We start from the raw sequence: 14,964 nt of genomic DNA on the forward strand, positions 1-14,964 counted from the left end.
ATTCCCTTTTAAATTGAAAAAGGAATCAAGGAAAAATTAATTCTCTATCAATACAAATTCCGTTCTGCGGTTTTTACGGGAAGATTCTTCGTCAGACTTGTTGATGAGCGGTTCGGTCGGTCCCTTCCCATCCGTTTCCAAACGTTTCGCATCCACACCTTTGGAAATCAGATAATCTTTCACGGATTTTGCCCTATCTTTGGAAAGAACCATATTGTCTTCGAACGTGCCGGTGACATCGGTATGACCGATGATCTTCATACGAACGGATTTGTTTTCGTGAAGATAATCGACGATCGAATCCAGAGGAGGCGTGGACTCGTTTTTTAATTTTGCAGAAGCTCTTTCAAAGTAGATATTATCCAAAGAAATCCGTTTCTTTTCCACTAACATTTCTTCAATGACGTTTTCTTTTTTAGGGATGGATGCCGTATAAATATCAAAGGATCTGTTTTCCACCCTTCTACAAAATACAAAAGTCTTCTTTACCTGTTGATAAACAATATAGGCTTCATCCGCTTCCGAGTTGATCCCTTCTCCCAAATTTTCCAGATCGGAAAATTTACCTGAATCATGTTTTATCATATAAAGATCGTATCCTCCGAATCCTCCTGCGCGATTGGAAGCAAAAAACAGAATCGTTCCTTCATCATTCCATGCGGCTGCGATTGTTGAATTCGAATCATTAATGGGATCGGGCAGAGGAGTGGGCTTGGCCCAGGAATTTCCTTTTCGCTTGGAGATATAAATCTTTGCCTTATCCGGCTGTCCGAAAGGATATCTGGTAAACAATAAACTATCACCTAACAGGTGTGGATTTTCTTCAATTTCCTCGGTATTGATCGAAGAGGGTAGTGCTTGCGGATTACTCCATTCTTTTCCCTGCCATTGGGAAATGTAAATATCCCTGGATATCCCTACTTTCCCTGTCGGAAGTTCTACCTCAACTGCTCCATCCCGGTTGGAAGAAAGTAGCAACGTTTTTCCATCCCTTGAGATAAAAGGACTTTGGTCGTCAAATTCAGAATTGAGCTCATCCACTTCTTCAGGAAAAGACCACTGACCGTCTTTTTCCAAATTGCTTTTGAATATATCCGTATAACTCGTATTACTTCTTTTGGAATAAAAATACAAAGTCTTAGCATCAGGCGTAAGAGTAGGTGCAAACTCTTGGAAGTTGGTATTGATTTTACCTTTGATAGGTTCTACTATGATGGGAGAGTTTTCTTTGTTTTGCGAAAAAATCGATACGCCTGCAAAACAGAATACGAATACCAAGAAAGTTGATTTCAACATGGAGACCTCCCTGGTATCCGCTTTTTATAAAAATTACGGAAGGTATTTCTTCAATGCCTCCGGAATTTGGAAAGTGCCGTCCTCTAATTGGTAATTTTCAATCACAGCAGCAAGCGTTCTTCCGATCGCGAGCCCCGAACCGTTTAGAGTGTGGACGAGTAGGTTTTTACCTTCCTTCGATTTGTATCGAATTTTTCCCCTTCTTGCTTGATAGTCTTTGAAATTAGAAACGGAGGAAATTTCCATAAAACGGTTCAAACCGGGCATCCAAACTTCAATATCGTAAGTCTTGGACGATGCACTGGAAATGTCCTTGCTGCAAAGAAGCATCACTCTATAGGGAAGATTTAGTTTTTGTAAAATGGATTCTGCGTCGGAAAGCATCTTTTCGTGTTCTTCTTTGGAAGATTCCTGGCTCGTGAATTTTACCAATTCCACTTTTTGAAATTGATGAACCCGAACGAGTCCCCTTGTATCTCTTCCATAAGAACCAGCCTCTCTTCGAAAACAAGGAGTATGGGCGCAAACGGAAATGGGAAGATCCTTCTCATTTAAAATTTCATCGCGATAGTAGTTGGTGAGAGGAACTTCCGCCGTAGGAATCAAATTGAGTCCGTCTTTTTCCAAACGGTAAAAATCTTCCGCAAACTTTGGCAGTTGCCCTGTAGCCGTCATGGACTCATCGTTCACAAGCACCGGAACCCACATCTCTTCATAACCGTTGGAACCGGTATGAGTGTCCAACATCAAGTTCATCAACGCTCTTTCCATCTTCGCGCCCAAACCTCGGTATGTATAAAAGCGGGCACCGGAGAGTTTGACCCCTCTTTCAAAATCGAAAATTTTCAAAGCTTCACCGATATCATAATGCGGCTTAGGCGAAAATTTGAATTTTGGAATTTCTCCCCAACTGCGAACCAACACATTGTCTTCTTCGCTTTTTCCTTCGGGAACGGATTCATCCAAAATATTCGGAAGACCTATATTCAAATCATGAAGAGACTCTTCTTGTTTAGCGAGTTCTTCTTCGATTTCTTTGATTCTATCTCCCACACCTTTGACGGAATTGGAAACTTCAGTGATGTCTTTTCCTTGCGCCTTTAAAATCCCAATCTCTTTGGAAACTTTATTTCTTTCGGCACGAAGGTTCTCAGCTTCTTGTTTTAAAGATTTTTGTTTTGTGGCAACATCTTTGATTTTTGTCTCGATGTCAGCGTTATAAGCTCCGCGTTTTTTCAAAGAAAGAATCAGTTCTTCCGGGTCTTGTAGAATTCGATTGATATCAAGCATGGTAAGCCTTTTTATTTATAAATTTTTCCGAATTGGAGTATAATTGTTCCGTAACGACAGCATTGGTTTCTTCCCGCAAAGAAAACATCCTTTCTAATATATAAGGCATGTTAGATGAGTCATTTCTTTTTCCCCGATGAGGAGGAGGGGCGAGAAAAGGAGAATCCGTTTCGATCAACAAAGATTGCAAAGGAAGTTTTTTCGCCGCTTCATGAATGTCCGTAGCATTTTTAAAAGCAACGATTCCTGAGAAAGAAACGTAATAACCTAAATCTACGAATTTTTTCCCGGCTTCATAATCGTAAGTAAAACAATGAATCACACCGAATGCTTTTCCTTTGTATTCGGAAAGGGCTTCGTATGTTTCTTTGAAAGCATCTCTGGAATGAATGACTACAGGCAATTTGTGTTTTGCGGAAAATTCCAAAAATTTGGAAAAGATTTCTCTTTGTAGTTTTTTAGTGGAAGCGTCATGATACAAATCCATTCCGATTTCTCCGATTCCCGTAAAACGTGGATGATCCAATTGTTCTTCGGCAAATTTAAGTATCTGATCCGCATTTGGAAATTCATGAGTCTCCGTAGGATGGCATCCGACAGTGTAGTGAATTCCCAAGTCTTCCGTAGAAAAACTGTCAGCAATTTCCCTAGCCTTCAAAGAACTTGGTAAGTCGATTCCGATCTGTACAATTTTTTTCACACCGGCAACAGCGGATTTTTGTAAGGATTCGGCTATATCTTGTCCTTGTTCCTGAATTATGTCTAAATGACAATGTGTATCGATTAAAGAATAGGCCATATAGCTCAGGTTTTGCAAATTAGATTGACTGAAAATGAAAATTCCATCGAAAGTTATAGAAGAACGTAATGTTTTATTAAACGACGGGATAAGCAAAAACTAAAGTGAATTTCAAGAGCCGCCTAAATCTAATTTTTTACCGTCTTCGGTATAAATTCCAGGAGTGGAAGTTACGCCTTTCCCAGCGTTACGAAGATTTAGATAAAAAAGGCCGGGAAAGACTGACCATTATGGTCATTCCCCATACCGACCGTAGAACGATCAATTTCATCATATCTTACAAAGCTATTTCCATTTTCATAGGTATTGTCGTTATCTTACTTGTCATTAGCGCTGTGAATGTACTTTCTCATAGCGGTTCCGTTCACCAATTAACAGAGCTTAATCTCACGAACAAAGATTTTATCCGTCAGTCTTCTAAAATGAAAGAAGAAGTGGGATCTCTCCATGAAACGATCCAATATTATTATGAAAAGATTTCCAGTCTGTATATCAAACTTGGCGGAGACCCGGCTCGTGTTTCCAAAGGTATGGGCGGCGCTGCAAACTTAAACCAATTCGCTTCTTTACAAGGTACACCGCAAACAGACATCACTGATGAGTCTTTCCGTATCAAAGAAGACATTCACAATTTAAAATTATCTTCCGAACTATCCGATGAGATCATCAAACTCATCAAAAAAAGAAAAAGTATCATCCGCAATACTCCTTCCATCTGGCCGACCAAAGGATATGTTTTGTTTCCTTTCGGAAAGTACCTTTCTCCCATCACTGGAAAAGAAGAATTGAACAAGGGACTCGACATCGGATCTTTTCCGGGAGCCGAAGTAGTTGCTACTGCTCCCGGTTTAGTTTTTGATACTGGATTTTCTCCTGCTACGGGATACTATATCAAACTCGCGCACAAGTTCGGATGGAAAACGATTTACTCCAATCTTGACCGGGTCAAAGTGAAAAAAGGAGAGCGTATATCCAAGTCGGATGTGATTGGTTATGTGGGAAAAACTCCCGAAAATCCAATCTACCATTTACATTATGAAGTCCATGTCGGAACACAACCACTCAATCCGTTTTCCTTTCTCAACCAAATTCAAGAATAATGCCCTCACCTGAAATAGAAGAAGAGTTTTTAGTCAATAGTGTCATCGGAGAAGGTGCTGAGTTCACCGGTGAATTCAAATTTTCCGGCCTCATCCGTATCGACGGAAGATTCCGTGGAGTTTTGGAAACCGACGGGAAAGTCCTTATAGGAAAAACCGGAATCGTCGATACTGATATCAGAGCGAAAGTAGTAGTTGCCGGTGGAGAAATCCGGGGCAATATTTTTGCAACTGAAAGGGTGACTCTTCTTTCCAGCTGTCGATTGGAAGGAGATGTTGTAACTCCTAGATTGATTGTGGAAGAGGGCGTGGTTTTTCACGGTAAGTGTACGATCAACCCTACTTAAAGTTTCGGGGGATCTATGTTCGTACAAAATACAAATAACAAACCGGTATCCAATTCCCCCAAACGCAAACCGGGAGAAAAAGAAAAACTCCAGGAAACTTCCGAATCCAAAAATTTAACCTTCCTGGAAATTTTGGAATCCATCGTCCCTTCCGACGGGGAAAACACAAAAGAATTAAACGAGCTTTGGAAAGATCTTCCCGATTTGGAAAAAGCCCTCATTGCCAATCCGAATCATTCCAACCTGAAAGAATACAAAGAGCATATCAAAAACATTGCTCAATTGATTTTGAAGAAAAATCATAAAGTCATGCAGGCACCTTCCCGGGGTAGAAATGATAACAAAGACATTCGTTATGTCAAGATTGTAGATGAGAAATTGGATCTTTTGGCAAAAACCATGTTTTCCCCCAACAACTCCGCCTTCGCAATTTTGAAACAATTAGATGAAATCAGAGGTCTATTGATTGATCTAAAAGGATAATTTTTTGAAAGACTCGAACCGCCCCATCAGTAAGAACCTAAAGGTTCTTAGCAAAACCATGGCTTATATAAAGCCTTATCGTTTACAAGTATCCCTTTCCTCTTTTGCCTTACTTTTCACCGCTGCGATCACACTTTCCCTCGGTCAGGGATTGAAACATTTGGTCGATGCGGGCTTCACTGCAAGATCCAAAGAAGAGCTCACATTCTCTCTTTTTATACTGATCTTCATTGGATTTTTGTTAGCCAGTGGAACATATTTGAGACATTACTTGGTCTCTTGGATCGGAGAGAGAGTTTCTTCCGATATCAGAACCGATGTATTCCGTCATGTTGTGGATCTGCATCCTCATTTTTTTGAAACCAATTCGCCGGGAGAAATTCAATCCAGAATTACAACGGACACTACTCTTTTGCAAACAGTGATAGGTTCTTCCGCTTCCATCGCGCTTCGTAATTTTCTACTGTTTATCGGAGGAATGATCTTTCTTTTTGTCACCAATGTGAAATTGACTGCGATCGTACTTTTGAGTGTTCCGTTTGTATTGTTTCCTATTTTATTTTACGGACGAAAGGTCCGTAAACTCTCCCGCGATACTCAGGATAAAATCGCAAACGTAGGATCTTATGTAAGCGAATCTCTTTTCAATATCAAAATCGTTCAGAGCTTTTTTCACCAGGAAATAGACAAACGAAAATTTCATGAAACTGTGGAAGATGCTTTCGAGGTTTCCGTTCTCCGTATCCGACAAAGATCCATGCTGATAGCGACTGTCATTTTACTCATCTTAGCCGGAATCAGTTTCATGTTATGGATCGGTGGATTGGATGTTTTGGAAGGAAGGATCACAGGCGGGGAGCTGATTGCATTTTCTTTTTATGCAATCATGGTGGCAAATTCCGTCGGAGCTATTTCCGAAGTCATCGGAGATTTGCAAAGAGCCGCCGGTGCTACGGAAAGATTAATGGAACTTTTGGATTCCGAATCCAACATCAAAGATCCTCTCACACCGATTCATTTACCTATTGATACAATCGGGGAAATTCGATTTGAAAATCTTTCCTTTCATTATCCTTCCCGTCCCGATAGAAATGCAATTGACTCTTTCCATTTAAACCTACCGGCCCAAAAATCCACCGCACTTGTTGGACCTTCCGGAGGAGGAAAGTCTACACTCTTCGAACTCATTTTACGTTTTTATGATCCGCAGGAAGGAAGGATAACAATCGATGGAATCGATATCCGAACTCTTACATTGAAGGACCTTCGTTCCCTCATAGGATTTGTTCCCCAACAACCGATTTTGTTTTCTGGAACACTCCGTGAAAACATCGCATACGGAAGACCGGATGCAACTCTTGAAGAAATTGAACGTGCCGCAGAACAAGCGTATGTTACCGAATTTATGGATCATTTGAAAGACGGATACAATACGGATCTAGGTCATATGGGCACTCGACTTTCCGGAGGGCAAAAGCAAAGAATCGCAATTGCTCGGGCGATTTTAAGAAATCCTAAAATTTTACTTCTGGATGAAGCAACATCCGCTTTGGATTCTGAATCGGAAAGAATGGTTCAGAAAGCTTTGGATTCTTTGATGAAAGACAGAACGACTCTGATGATTGCACATAGACTGGCAACCATCGTTCGCTCCGATCAGATTGTTGTGATCCAACAAGGTAAGATTGATTCTATCGGAACTCATGAAGAGTTACAGAACCAAAGTGAACTTTATGCGCGACTTTCCAAATTACAATTTCAAACCTAATTGCTCTAGGATTCGTTCCATGTCGGAAAGATTTGCATAATTGAATGTGATCTTTCCTTTTCCATTATTATCATTATGAGAGATTTCCACTTTGGCACTGAACTTGTTTCTAAGTTTGCCTTCGATCTTTACAATGCTTGCATCTTTCTCTGATCCCGAACCGGAACTCTTTTGTTTTTTATCCGGGTTTAAAATGGAAGAAACATAATTCTCTACTTCGCGGGCAGTCCAATTTTCAGTGATGATCTTGTTCGCAACTTCGATTTGTTTTTTAGTTTCGGGAAGAGAAAGCAATGGCCTTGTTTGACCTTCGGAAAGTTTTCCTTCTTTAATCAAATCCTGAACTTGAGAAGGAAGACCCAAAAGGCGAATCAAGTTGGCAATGGTGGATCTGTTTTTTCCAACCCGAGTCGCAAGGTCCGTCACTTTCAAAGATCTTTTTTCAATTAGATTTTGATAAGCTTGCGCTTCTTCTATCGGGTTTAAATCTTCTCTTTGCAAATTTTCGATTAATGCGAGTTCCATCATGTCCGCATCGGAAACGTCTTTAACGATAGCTGGAATTTTTTGGAAACCGGCAAGCTTGCAAGCGCGTAGTCTTCTCTCGCCGGCAATCAGAATGAAGCCGGCACCCGCGGTATTCTTTTGAACGACGATCGGTTGAATCACTCCATGCTGTTGGATGGTTTGTGAAAGTTCCTGGATCGCCGTTTCTGAAAAATGTTTTCTAGGTTGGTGAGGGTTAGGAACAATCTCAGAGATTCGTATTTCGCGTAATCCGGAAACATCATCTGTATTGAGTTCAACATTCTTTTCGTTAACGGGAATTAGGTTACCAAGTCCTCTTCCTAAAACTTTTCCTTTGCCCAGTGCCATTTTCTTAACCCTGACCGACGATTTCTTCTGCTAGACTTTTATAACTTTTCGCACCGATCCCTTCCGGGTCGTAGTAGTTGATTGGTTTTCCAAAAGAAGGAGCTTCCGACAATTTTATATTTCTAGGAATGATTGTATTATAAACTTTTTCTTTGAAGTAGTTGCGAACATCTTCCGCTACTTGATTGGCAAGGTTTGTTCTTTTGTCATACATCGTAAGAAGCACTCCTTCCAATTCCAAACTTTTATTCCATTGAGATTGAACAAGCGAGATGATTCTCATGAGTTGTGATAAACCTTCCAAAGCAAAATACTCTGTTTGCAAAGTGATCATCACAGACTGAGAAGCGCAAAGTGCATTGATGGTAAGTACTCCGAGGGAAGGAGGACAATCGATCAAGATGTAATCGTAATCTGCTTGCACACTTGCGAGTGCGTCTTTGAGTTTGAATTCTTTTTTCTCAATTCCAAGGAAGTCGACTTCCAATCCTGATAAGTTGATGTTGGCAGGAATGATATCAAGGTTTGCTATAAAAGATTTTTGAATCGCCTCTCTTGCGGAAAGTTCTCCAATCAAAACCTCGTAAGTTGTTTTGTTGAGTGACTGCACTTCCAATCCCAAACCGGATCCTGAGTTTCCTTGCGGATCAATGTCCAAGAGTAAAATTTTCTTTCCGAGCTCAACTAGGTTCGACGCTAGATTGATCGCTGTGGTTGTTTTTCCCACTCCACCTTTCTGGTTGCTAATCGAAACTATTTTACCCATTGCCTTCTTTACTCTCCTTGCTGATGTCTTTCCAAAGTCTGGGGTAACCCGTAATTGGTTCGGAATCCTTTTGCAGTATTTTAATATGTCGCTTTCCCACAAACTCTAATTCCGTAAGTTCGATTTCTTTTTTAATTCGGAAGCCACTGTATTTCAAAACTTTTGTTTCTATCTTCTCATCAAAATTTCTCTGACCTAGGAAAGGGCAAAAATATCCTCCCTTCTTGACTAAATTGGAAACTACTTCTACCATAAAAGGGTAGGGGACTACCGCACGGGAAGTTACCAGATCAAATTTTCTTTTCTCTTCTTCTGCTCTCATATATTCAAAAGAAATTCTATCATTTGCCCCGGACAAATTTCCTTTTCTGACCTCTTCTTCCAGAAGGAAAAGTTTTCTTTTTTGAGAATCGATGAGTGTAAGCTTAGGAGATTCTTTGAGACATAAAAAAAGAAATCCGGGAAGACCAGGGCCTGTGCCTACATCCGCCAGATTTGTTTCACGTGAAACAAATCCCGACTCCTTTAGTTTAAAAACAAAAACCAAACAGTCGATGATATGCCGATCTAAAATCAACGCGGAATCATTCTTAGAGAAAAAGCCACCTTTCTCATTTTCACGAATCAAAAATTCGTGATAGAGATCTATCTTCTTCCAATCAAATTGTGCATCCAAACTTTCAAATATCCGAGGAAGCAAAGAGGAAACTTTTTCGCGCGCTAAATTTTCTGCCATAATTGTTACTTAATTTCTAAAAATCGTCGATGGTTCTAATAGGAGAATTCTTTTCCATGAAACGATTTTTAATCTTAACATTTACACTCATTGCTTTCTTACTACTTACGCTTCCTTCGTTTGCATTCACTCCCGGAAAATGGTCTCACAAAGATCAGTTTGTTTTTTTCAAAGGAAAGAAAGGTCCATCCAAAGAGATCGTTCGCAACTCAGAAGGACAAGTCATCTATGTAGCGGAATATGTTTATGATGAAGACGGTCATCTCGTCCAAGAAACTTACTCTGATAAAGAAGGTAAGTCGGATGGTAAAACCATCTTTCGTTACACAGAAGGACTTGTAACTTCAGAAGAAGTCTATGGTCAGAACAACACTCTTGTAGAAAGAAAAGACTTCGTCTATAAAGGCAAAATTCTCAAAAGACTGGTCGTTAAAAACTTCGAAGGAAAGAATCTGATCAGTTATACTTTGGAAACGGACAAAGACGGAATGCTAGTCAGTGGCGAAGGTAAAAATTCAGAATCCAAAGATGTAGAATCCTTTCGTATCATTCCTGATCCTAAAAAACTAAACGTTCAAATTCAATTCCTATTGGATGATAAGAAAATCAAACTAGGGGAGATTCACTTTAAGTATGATGCCAAAGGAAACTTGGTGGAACGTGAATTCTTCCAAGCGGAAGTTCATAGAGTGAATAAATTGAAATACAAAACAGATGGAAGCCTGGAATCTTTTTCGTTTCACGTGAAACAAGGGGACAATTGGGTTCTAGAAAAAACTCATTTCCTTCTCTACGATGAGAACTCCAAAAGCAAAGTTTCCAAACAAGATAAGAAGGAAGAGTTCTTATCTAACGGAAACAATTCTCCTATAGAACATTAAAATGAAAAGGGTAAGTAGTTATTAAAACCGCTTACCCTTTTTCTTAGATTCTAATTGGATCTGAAGCAAATTAGAATCCGAAACTTTCTTCTTAACCCAAAAACAACTTCAACAATCCTCCCAAGATCGCAACCAAGATAGTTCCGTTGATTGCATTTGCAACACGTGCTTGTGTTCGAATGATCTTTTCCAAAGATTCAAATCGGGAAGTCATTTGTTTCTGCATGGATTCGAATCTTTCATCAGCAACATCAAAGCTTGCGTTCATGATTTGATTTGTCTGGTGCATTCGTTCCGCAAGAAGATCTATTTTCCCGACAAGCAAATCAATCCTTCCTGCCAAGAGCCGAATCTCAACCCGGATTCCTACTTGTTCATACTGCATTGGTCTCAGTACTTCTTTATCAAATTTCAACTCGTTACTTGCCAATGCTTCGGAAAGTTTTCTATCGATCGCCTTTTCAAAAGCATCCGCTTCGGATTCAGAGAAAGAATGTCTCGTTAAGATTGAAGTGATTGTTGTCATAATACCATCCATGCGGAGCAAACATAAAGAAGATCTGCCCGGCGTAAGAAGAGGTAAAAAACTGATACGATTGGTTCTAAAAAAAATCGATTGGAAGAATAAATAAGAGCAAGATCATCCGACGCGATCGCCGGATGAGTTTTATTTTTTCTCTACCAGATGAAAGAGAAGCAAGTCGATATCGGAAGGATCCACTCCGGAAATATGTGCAGCCTTTTCCAAATTCATAGGGCGATGTTTATTCAACTTGGTGGCAGCTTCTGTCTTCAATCCTTTCACGGAAAGATAATCAAAGTCGGAAGGGATTTCAAAGCTTGCATATTTTTTTCTATACTCGATGGATTCAAGTTCGCGTTTCAAATATCCTTCGTACTTAACTTCCATCTCAAGGACTGCTTTTTCTTCTTCATTCAAAGAAGATAATTCGGACATAAAAGGTTCAATGTCTCCGATTTTAATATCCGCTCGTTTTAAAAACGAAGCTACCGTGTGACCGAATTTATAATCTTCGATTCCTTTGCGTTCCAAAACTCCGCTCAATTCTACGGTCGGTTTCATAGACAAAGAATACATCTTGGAACGAAGAGTATCGATTCTTCCGTAACGATCCAACATGGAATCATAATCTTCTTTCGAAACAAGTCCCATCTCATATCCGTACTTCATCAATCTTTGATCCGCATTGTCTTGCCTGAGAAGTAGTCTGTACTCGGCTCGACTCGTGAACATTCGATAAGGATCTTCCACACCTTTGTGAACCAAATCGTCGACAAGCACTCCGATATAAGATTCACTTCTCGGAAACAACATAGGTTTTTCTTTTTTCAAAGAACGAACTACATTGTAAGCGGCAACCAAACCTTGCGCGGCAGCTTCTTCATAACCGGTAGTACCGTTGATTTGTCCTGCGTGGAAAAGCCCTTTGATTTTTTTAGTCTCCAATGTTGGATGAAGTTCCGTCGGATCAACAAAGTCGTATTCAACTGCATAACCGGGACGCATAAGTTCCACTTCTTCCAAACCTTTGATCGTTCGAAGAAACTTCCATTGCAACTCTTCGGGAAGACTTGTGGATACTCCGTTGAGATACATCTCATTCGTATCATATCCTTCCGGCTCGATAAAAATCTGATGACGATCTCTTTCTGCAAAACGAACTACTTTGTCTTCAATGGATGGACAATAACGAGGACCGATACTTTGTATCTGTCCCGAATACATCGGAGAGAATTCCAAATTTTGTCGGATCAGATCATGAGTGCTCTGATTTGTATAAGTGATGTAACAAGGAATCTGTCTTCTTTCTATTTTACCGGAAGAGAAAGAAAAACCTTTTGGATTTTCATCACCATGTTGTTCTTCCAAATTTTTAATATCGATGGAGTTTTTATGAACGCGAGCAGGAGTTCCTGTTTTCAATCGACCCAATCTAAATTGAAACCCGGAAAGAGAACGTGACAATCCTTTGGTAGTCGGTTCACCGATTCTCCCCGATTCTTTTTGGTAAGTACCTATATGAATGACGCTAGAGAGAAAAGTTCCTGTTGTTAAAATCAAATGATTGGTTTTGAATTCGAATCCTCTACCGGTTCGAAGACCAACAATCTGATTTCCTTCTACAATCAAATCTTCAACCGTATCTTGTCGGATGGATAAGTTGGCCGTGTGTTCCAACTGATGTTTGATTGTAAGTTGATATTGTTTTTTTTCCGCTTGAGCGCGGGGGGCCCAAACGGATGGACCTTTGGAAGTGTTTAACATTTTAAATTGGATACCTGTGGCATCGATGGTTCTTCCCATAAGTCCACCCAAGGCATCCACTTCCCGGACCATATGTCCTTTTGCAATTCCACCGATTGCAGGATTGCAACTCATCTGCCCGATCGTATCTAAGTTCATTGTGATGAGTAGAGTTCGAAAACCTGCTTTCGCAGGAATGTATGCGGCTTCGGATCCTGCGTGTCCCGCACCCACAACGATACAATCAAATTGGTCTGGATAAAACGAATGATTCATATTATGTCTTCTAACAATTCTTAATCTAAGAATGCGAAAGTAAAACTTCCTTCTAGAACGATAACAATTTCGGCATCGAATGCTTCGAGATAAAAAAAGATAAAATTCATTTTCTAAAAACGATTCTCAGAAATTTTGGAAGCACAGGATTTTATATGCCAGGCGAAACCAAAGACCTTTCTTATTTCGAAGGAAAAATCATTCCTTCCGAGGATGCCAAGATCAGCATCCAAACTCATGCCTTTCAGTACGGAACCGCCGTCTTCGGCGGAATCCGAGGTTATTATAATGAGACGAGAAAAAACGTATTTGTATTTAGGATTTTAGATCATTACAAGCGTTTGGTGAACTCGACTAAAATCATGCAATTGCAGTTCGACAAAACTCCGGAAGAACTCGCAGAGATTACTTTGAAATTGATTCGGGATTCGAACTTAAAACAAAACGTTTATGTTAGGCCGATCGTTTACACTTCAGCGCTCCAACTCTCTCCCCGCTTCCACGATGTGAAGACGGAGATCGCCATCTATGTTTTAAAACTGGATGATTACCTCGATACTCAAAACGGACTTCGCACGATGGTATCGAGCTGGACTCGATTTTCCGATAACCAAATTCCCACTCTTTCCAAAGTGAGCGGCGGATATGTAAATTCCGCACTTGCCAAATCCGAAGCGGTTCAAAACGGAATGGACGAAGCCATATTTTTGGATGCACGCGGGTTTGTTTCGGAAGGTTCCGCGGAAAATATTTTTCTGGTTCGCAACGGAGAGATTCATACTCCGAGTGTTCCTTCTTCCATCTTGGAAGGAATTACGAGAAGATCCATTTTCAAAATCGCTGCCGACTTAGGTATCAAAGTAGTGGAAAGAGACATTGCCCGTTCCGAACTCTATATCTCCGATGAAATCTTTTTTTCAGGGACAGGTGTGCAAGTGGCTTGGTTGAAAGAAGTGGATAGAAGAAAAGTAGGAGACGGAAAAATCGGACCTGTCACCAAAAAGATCCAATCCTTGTTCTTCAATGCGGTTCGCGGAGAAGAGGCAAAATACGAAGACTGGTTAACACCGGTTTATTGATTTAATTTTATGACTGATTCTTTCTTTCAAGTAGATGAACTGATCGGGCAAGACACTGCTCTTACTTTCTTACATTCTTTTCTAAAAGAGAAAGATAGAATTCCAGGCGTACTTATTTTTCACGGACCGGACGGAGTGGGGAAGTGGTTTGCTGCGGAAAGGTTTTCCCGCCATCTACTTTGTTTGAATGATAACTCCTGCGGAGTTTGTGATTCGTGCCGGCTTTTTATGAAAGGGGAACATCCGGATTTTATCCAGTTTCCCAAAAACAAAAACATCGCCATAGGCAAAGACAAAGATCCTGAGGATTTTACCATTCGATGGCTACTCGGAAGTCGGATCATTTACAAACCTCATATTTCCCACAAAAGAATCGTACTGTTTCCGGAAGCACATAGAATTAACAATGAAGCGGAGACAACTCTTCTCAAAACTTTAGAAGAACCTCCTCCTCATACGAAATTCATTTTGATTGTTAATGATCTGAGTAAGTTGAAAAAAACAATCGTGTCCCGATCCGTGTGTATTCCTTTTCATTATCTTCCCCAAACAAAAGTACATTCCATAGCGAGAAGTCTGGATAAGACGATTAAGGAATATTACGGAGGATCTCTCAATCCTTTCGATATTTCCGATGAACAGATCGAAGAGTGGCATGAAACCGTGCGAAATCTTTGCCAGGATCCTATCTTGGTTTTGAAACTGGAAAATTGGATTCGGGAAAAAATGTCGGATTCAAAAGGAAAAGAAAAAATTCCGAATATAGATTTTTTAGAAATGATCTCTTTACTCTTGTTATACGAGTATCGCAAGGAAAATTTCGACAACAATATCCGGAAGATCCATGCGATCCTGGAATTCAAATCAAAGTTACATTACAACATACCAGCTTTGGAATATTTTTTATTATCTCAACTTTTCCTGAAATTGAGTAGTTCACCTCGTTAGGTGAAAAGAATTCGGACAAATTCCTTAAGAGACATAATTTTCTTATTCTTCAT

Annotated in this window: 15 protein-coding genes; 7 read left to right on the top strand and 8 right to left on the bottom strand. The window is 40.1% G+C overall.

What is annotated here, in order from left to right:
* Positions 1 to 36: 36 nt before the first annotated feature.
* From DI077_RS18195 to DI077_RS18205, 3 genes are read right to left on the bottom strand one after another with little or no spacing between them, the layout of a single operon-like run.
* Entirely contained in the window at positions 37 to 1,296 is a 1,260-nt protein-coding gene (locus DI077_RS18195; RefSeq protein WP_109021683.1) for an OmpA family protein, read from the bottom strand.
* A 33-nt stretch (positions 1,297 to 1,329) separates the two neighbouring features.
* Positions 1,330 to 2,586, bottom strand: a complete 1,257-nt coding sequence (gene serS / locus DI077_RS18200; RefSeq protein ID WP_109021684.1) for a serine--tRNA ligase — start codon at positions 2,584 to 2,586, stop codon at positions 1,330 to 1,332.
* Positions 2,579 to 3,385, bottom strand: coding sequence for a TatD family hydrolase (locus DI077_RS18205; RefSeq protein ID WP_109021685.1), 807 nt, complete (start codon positions 3,383 to 3,385; stop codon positions 2,579 to 2,581). Before DI077_RS18205 ends, serS begins: the two co-directional genes overlap by 8 nt.
* Positions 3,386 to 3,489: 104 nt before the next feature.
* On the opposite strand from DI077_RS18205, the gene DI077_RS18210 reads away from it, so the two are divergent.
* From DI077_RS18210 to DI077_RS18225, 4 genes are read left to right on the top strand one after another with little or no spacing between them, the layout of a single operon-like run.
* On the top strand, positions 3,490 to 4,485 hold the full coding sequence (locus DI077_RS18210; RefSeq protein ID WP_109021686.1) for a M23 family metallopeptidase: 996 nt from the start codon (positions 3,490 to 3,492) through the stop codon (positions 4,483 to 4,485).
* Complete coding sequence (locus DI077_RS18215; protein WP_109021687.1) at positions 4,485 to 4,832, top strand: bactofilin family protein; 348 nt, start codon at positions 4,485 to 4,487, stop codon at positions 4,830 to 4,832. Before DI077_RS18210 ends, DI077_RS18215 begins: the two co-directional genes overlap by 1 nt.
* Before the next feature lie 15 nt (positions 4,833 to 4,847).
* On the top strand, positions 4,848 to 5,315 hold the full coding sequence (locus DI077_RS18220; protein ID WP_109021688.1) for a YaaR family protein: 468 nt from the start codon (positions 4,848 to 4,850) through the stop codon (positions 5,313 to 5,315).
* 4 nt (positions 5,316 to 5,319) lie between these two features.
* Positions 5,320 to 7,083, top strand: a complete 1,764-nt coding sequence (locus DI077_RS18225; protein ID WP_109021689.1) for an ABC transporter transmembrane domain-containing protein — start codon at positions 5,320 to 5,322, stop codon at positions 7,081 to 7,083.
* Here DI077_RS18225 and DI077_RS18230 read toward each other — a convergent pair.
* From DI077_RS18230 to DI077_RS18240, 3 genes are read right to left on the bottom strand one after another with little or no spacing between them, the layout of a single operon-like run.
* Complete coding sequence (locus tag DI077_RS18230) at positions 7,066 to 7,959, bottom strand: ParB/RepB/Spo0J family partition protein (protein WP_109021690.1); 894 nt, start codon at positions 7,957 to 7,959, stop codon at positions 7,066 to 7,068. The two genes, DI077_RS18225 and DI077_RS18230, sit on opposite strands and share 18 nt — an antisense overlap.
* Before the next feature lie 4 nt (positions 7,960 to 7,963).
* Positions 7,964 to 8,725, bottom strand: coding sequence for a ParA family protein (locus DI077_RS18235; protein ID WP_109021691.1), 762 nt, complete (start codon positions 8,723 to 8,725; stop codon positions 7,964 to 7,966).
* Positions 8,718 to 9,461: a 16S rRNA (guanine(527)-N(7))-methyltransferase RsmG gene (locus tag DI077_RS18240; protein ID WP_109021692.1), complete on the bottom strand. Its 744-nt coding sequence runs from the start codon at positions 9,459 to 9,461 to the stop codon at positions 8,718 to 8,720. The genes DI077_RS18235 and DI077_RS18240 overlap by 8 nt, the downstream gene beginning before the upstream one ends.
* Before the next feature lie 56 nt (positions 9,462 to 9,517).
* Here DI077_RS18240 and DI077_RS18245 point away from each other — a divergent pair, with 56 nt between their 5' ends.
* The gene (locus DI077_RS18245; RefSeq protein WP_242935283.1) at positions 9,518 to 10,342 is read left to right on the top strand and encodes a hypothetical protein; all 825 of its coding nucleotides are present in this window, start codon (positions 9,518 to 9,520) and stop codon (positions 10,340 to 10,342) included.
* 91 nt (positions 10,343 to 10,433) lie between these two features.
* Here the strand turns inward: DI077_RS18245 and DI077_RS18250 are convergent, their stop codons facing one another.
* Positions 10,434 to 10,868, bottom strand: a complete 435-nt coding sequence (locus DI077_RS18250; protein WP_109021693.1) for a hypothetical protein — start codon at positions 10,866 to 10,868, stop codon at positions 10,434 to 10,436.
* Between the two features lie 141 nt (positions 10,869 to 11,009).
* Entirely contained in the window at positions 11,010 to 12,884 is a 1,875-nt protein-coding gene (gene mnmG, locus DI077_RS18255) for a tRNA uridine-5-carboxymethylaminomethyl(34) synthesis enzyme MnmG (RefSeq protein ID WP_109021694.1), read from the bottom strand.
* 155 nt (positions 12,885 to 13,039) lie between these two features.
* On the opposite strand from mnmG, the gene DI077_RS18260 reads away from it, so the two are divergent.
* Both DI077_RS18260 and DI077_RS18265 read left to right on the top strand, forming a co-directional pair.
* Positions 13,040 to 13,963 (top strand): branched-chain amino acid transaminase, encoded by a 924-nt coding sequence (locus tag DI077_RS18260; RefSeq protein ID WP_109021695.1) that lies wholly within the window; start codon positions 13,040 to 13,042, stop codon positions 13,961 to 13,963.
* A 9-nt stretch (positions 13,964 to 13,972) separates the two neighbouring features.
* A complete protein-coding gene (locus DI077_RS18265; protein WP_109021696.1) occupies positions 13,973 to 14,911 on the top strand; it encodes a hypothetical protein in 939 nt (312 codons plus the stop codon).
* The last annotated feature ends 53 nt before the right edge of the window (positions 14,912 to 14,964 follow it).

Origin of the sequence: Leptospira kobayashii (assembly GCF_003114835.2) — a bacterium.
GTDB classification, from domain to species: Bacteria; Spirochaetota; Leptospiria; order Leptospirales; family Leptospiraceae; genus Leptospira_A; species Leptospira_A kobayashii.